The organism is Acidovorax sp. LjRoot117 (genome assembly GCF_964252695.1).
GTDB lineage: Bacteria > Pseudomonadota > Gammaproteobacteria > Burkholderiales > Burkholderiaceae_C > Acidovorax.
Genome location: NZ_CAXUPO020000026.1, coordinates 1 through 3900 on the forward strand (window position 1 = coordinate 1; position 3900 = coordinate 3900).

Annotated in this window: 3 protein-coding genes; all 3 read right to left on the reverse strand. The window is 63.3% G+C overall.

Annotated elements, in window-relative coordinates; translation table 11 throughout:
• A partial coding sequence (locus ACSQ3D_RS27775) for a protein rep (protein ID WP_436129022.1) occupies positions 1-1373 on the reverse strand: 1373 nt, incomplete at its 3' end.
• A gap of 194 nt (positions 1374-1567) precedes the next feature.
• Complete coding sequence (locus ACSQ3D_RS27780; protein WP_436070565.1) at positions 1568-1990, reverse strand: hypothetical protein; 423 nt, start codon at positions 1988-1990, stop codon at positions 1568-1570.
• A 48-nt stretch (positions 1991-2038) separates the two neighbouring features.
• Positions 2039-3517 (reverse strand): plasmid recombination protein, encoded by a 1479-nt coding sequence (locus ACSQ3D_RS27785; protein ID WP_436070566.1) that lies wholly within the window; start codon positions 3515-3517, stop codon positions 2039-2041.
• Between the last annotated feature and the right edge of the window lie 383 nt (positions 3518-3900).

Consider the following 3900-nt stretch of genomic DNA (forward strand, 5'->3'; position numbering starts at 1 on the left):
GGGCGTACCGCCCCGACACCCCTTTGGTGCTGTGCCACCGCCTGGGCGATGACGGCCACCGCCGCCGACCATTGGCCGTCCGCTCGGTTGATGGCTTCCAGCAATTGGCCCCGGCGCTCTGTCCGCACGATGGCGCGCCATTGGTCCATATCCATGCGGCCCAGCACCTCCGCATCGGGTTCGGTGCCTTCGACCACCTCGGCATCGTCCTTGTCCTCGATGGCGTATTTTTTCCGCAGGCCGTTCGACCATACGAGCTGCTGCCGCCCCTTCATGGCTTCGGCATATTCCGCGAACAGGTCGCGGGCCAGCTTGGCCGCGCCCGTGTCCTTGGTGTGCAGGCCCACGCGCAGCAGGTCGAAGGGCGACAGCCCTTTGGCCGAGTTCTTCACGTGGCCCTTGGTCAACTCGGAAGCCATGCCCCATTTGCTGATGTACCGGGCGGCGTCCTTGCCGCCGCGCACATCGACGCCATGCTCTTCCGAGGGCGCGCCCAGGCCAGCCGCCGCGCAGGCTTTGGCCCATTTGTCGAACATGCGTGCCCGCAGTTCTTCCTGCTGCTGCGTGGTCAGCTTGCTGGCCACAAACCACAATTCGTGGATGTGTGGATGCCAGCCGCCGGAGGCGCTGGCCAAGGTAACTTCGAGCGCGCGCACCGTGCCCACGTAGCCAAAATCGGCCTTCATCGACTGCCAGTATTTCCCGCTTTTGAGCTTGCCCTCGGCCACCTTCAACCCGCCTTGGAGCGCTGCCAGGCTGGATGTGCTCTTGTGCGAAAACGTCCGGGTGATGAGGTAGACGAAGCCGCCCGCCGCCTGGTGCTTTTCGACCAGGTCGAGCAGCTCTTTGCGCCGATGCTCCGAAATCTTGGCCGCGCACACAGGGCAGGCCCACACGGAGCCGCACACCTGCAAGTTCGCATAGCTGGCACGCTCTGCGGCCTTCGACCACTTCACCGCCACATCGGGGCACCCTTTGGCCCGGTTGCGCATGCAAGCCGCCGTGCGGCTATCCGGGAGGGCGTGCCGGGCCACCGACTGCAAGGCCCAACGCTCCAACCGGTTGGCCGCTTGGTCCTTCTTGTCCGGCAGCTCGATATCACCGCGCCGGGCCAACACCTTCCCTATGAGCGAGGGCCTTTTTTCCGGGGAAAAAAGGGAAGGGTTTTTCGTATAGATACCAAGGGGGTCCCCGGCTGCGCCGGTCGAGCGCTTCGCGTCGCTCGCGTCCAGCTCGTCGTACAGCGCTATGGGCGCACGCGGCAGGGGAGGGGAGGGGGTGCCTACCGGCACGCCCTCGCGGCTGAATGCCGCAAGCCATGCGGCCGTCGCGTCCTGGGGGGATGGGGGGGTTTTTTCGTTGTCAGACCACATTACCGCCGCCCAGAGCGGCGGCAGGTTTGACAACTACTGATGAAAAATGTAATCTATTCATGAGAGCTTTCTTGTTGCAGTGAATCCGCCAAGATTACTGAGCTGCAACTCAAAACCCCGCACCACGCGGGGTTTTGTCTTTCTAACATAGCAAACGGTGCAACGAAAGTCAAACCATGGCGGGGTTGGGCGGCTTATGTGAGGTCCGGCAGCTCGACTGCCTCGGGCGTTTCAACCGGACCTAAGTCCCACTCGCGGCCATCGTGGTAGTACGAGCCGACGAGGTGATACCCAGCAACGAAGGCATCCACCACGCACGCGAAAAGGAACGGGCGGATGGCCGTGTGGAGGTCAAAGGCCAGCACGTCGCCGGTAACGTAAGCGACCGCCGACCGGGACCAAACATCTGGGCCGTGTGGCACATAACTGCCGTGCCCATGCAGGTAGATGTTGGCGTTGAATGTGTGCCTCCACACGTCGGCATCGTTGTCCTCTAAACGCACTTCGACCACGCAATCGAATATCCACTCCCCGCAGTAAGGCGAGCCACCCGAGATGGCAAAGAACGACTGCGACAACGCGCAATCGATGGGGTCGCAGATAGTGATGGTTTCCATCAAACCAAACTACGCCCCCACCTGCCGAAGTCAAGGGAACCAGGGGGTTCACATGCCCATGTCCATCCCCGAATCGCGCTTTTTGGCCCGCTGCTCCCGTTCAGCGTCCATGGTGCCCAGGTAGTCCTCAGCGGCTTGGGATAGCTGGCTAGCCCATCCCGTGGGCTGCACATCCGGACCCAACCCCAGCGCATCCTGCTCCCGGGCGTCTTTGACATAGAGCGCAGCCAGGAACGGCTCGGCCTTCACCACTTCCAGCAACTCGCGCACGTCTGGATTCTTGTCGATGAATTCGAGCATGCCCACCATGCCGGGTTTGCGCACCATGGCCGCCACCTCGCCCAGCGCACCCAACCCGGCCAAGGTTTGTTGGTTCTTCTGAATGGACGCCAACGCCTCAGCGTTGGAGGTCCGCAGACGCTCGGCCTCTTGGTCGCATTTGGCCTTGGCCTTGTCCAACTGGATGGCCTGACGGTCCAGGGCGGCGCGTTGCTTCTCGGCCTTCGCCTCCAACTGCTCGGCCTTGGCCTTCGCTTCCCGTGCGCGGGTCCAATCCGCATCCACGGCAGCGCGGTCGCGCTGCAATTGGTCGCCGCGCTGGTCCAGCGCAGCGCGTTCAGCAGCCACCAAAGCTTGGGCGACGGCGAGCGCCGCCGCCTCCTGTTCGGCCTTGCGCCGTAGGTCCGCAGCCGCCCGACCTTCGACCCCCGCAACATCGAGCAGATCCGCATGGGCTTGGCCCACCGACGCATCGAGGGCCACACGCTCCCGCGCCTCGCGCTGCAACGCCTTGTAGGTGCCCCGGTCCATGCGCTTGCGCTTGGGACCATCGCGCAGCAGCCCGGCACCGTGGCCCACATCCGCATAGAAGGCGCTTTGGTAGTCGCGCATGGCATCGTTGAACGCCATCACGCCTTCTTTTGGCGTGCTGGCCTTGGCCTTGGCGACATAGCCCTCGTGTAGCTTTTTCGCGTTCAGCTCGTGGCGGTCGCATACAAAAAAATGGATGTGGGGGTGGGCTTCGTCATCGTGCCGAAGCACCGCCCGCAAGTTGTCGCCGTACTTCTTTTGAAGCCATTTCACCGTGGCTTTCTCCCACCGCTCGTAGCCCTTCGGGTCCGAGTCCGCGAGGGCTCGCGGATACGACGCAACGCCGGCGAGCATCACATGCATGTCTTTGCGCGGGGCGCGGCCTGTGCGCTCTTTTTCCTCTGCGCTGCGGCGCTCGATTTCCGGAATGATGGCAAGCATGTCCCCCAGGTCGCCCACCAGAAAGGTGGGCGGCTCCGGTGCCTCAACGTGGTTGCAATGGTCATCGTTGCGCAGCGCTTCGGCAATGACATCGCGGACGCTGGCTTTGCCCTTTGTGCCCTTGCCGTCCGCCTGCGTGAATGCGTCCATGCCCTTCGGAGCATTCGCACCACCCAGCGCGGCCAACCGCTCTTGGGGTGTCTTGCCTTTTGGCTTCGTGGGGGTCTTGGTGGACGCTTCGCGGGCGTATGTCTCGATGTGGATGAACTGGTACATGGTGGGCCTCCTGCCTACCTGTTCAACCTATCACAATTTTTTGGTTTTGTACGAAATAGAGAGACCGACTCCATTTCACACCTACACCCCTTACGGGGTTACGGTATGAAATCGCGGCCAAGCTTCGCCTGGACGACCCTGCCGGGAGCCTGCCTTCGGCATCGCGGGCCATTGGATGGCCCTAGAAGGCGGGGAGGTGGTGGGGGTTGGCACTACCCCACCAGCGCACCCCCTAAAACGCGCCTATGGCTCGTTTTAGCCCCTTGCAGGGGGATACCTGCTTGTCAGGGCGCGCATGGGCGTTCGGTGGCTTGCCAGCACCGTGCCCCGCGTCCCTGGCCTGTGGTTGCGCGACGGCTGCGGCTTCCGCTTCGCTCCCGTCA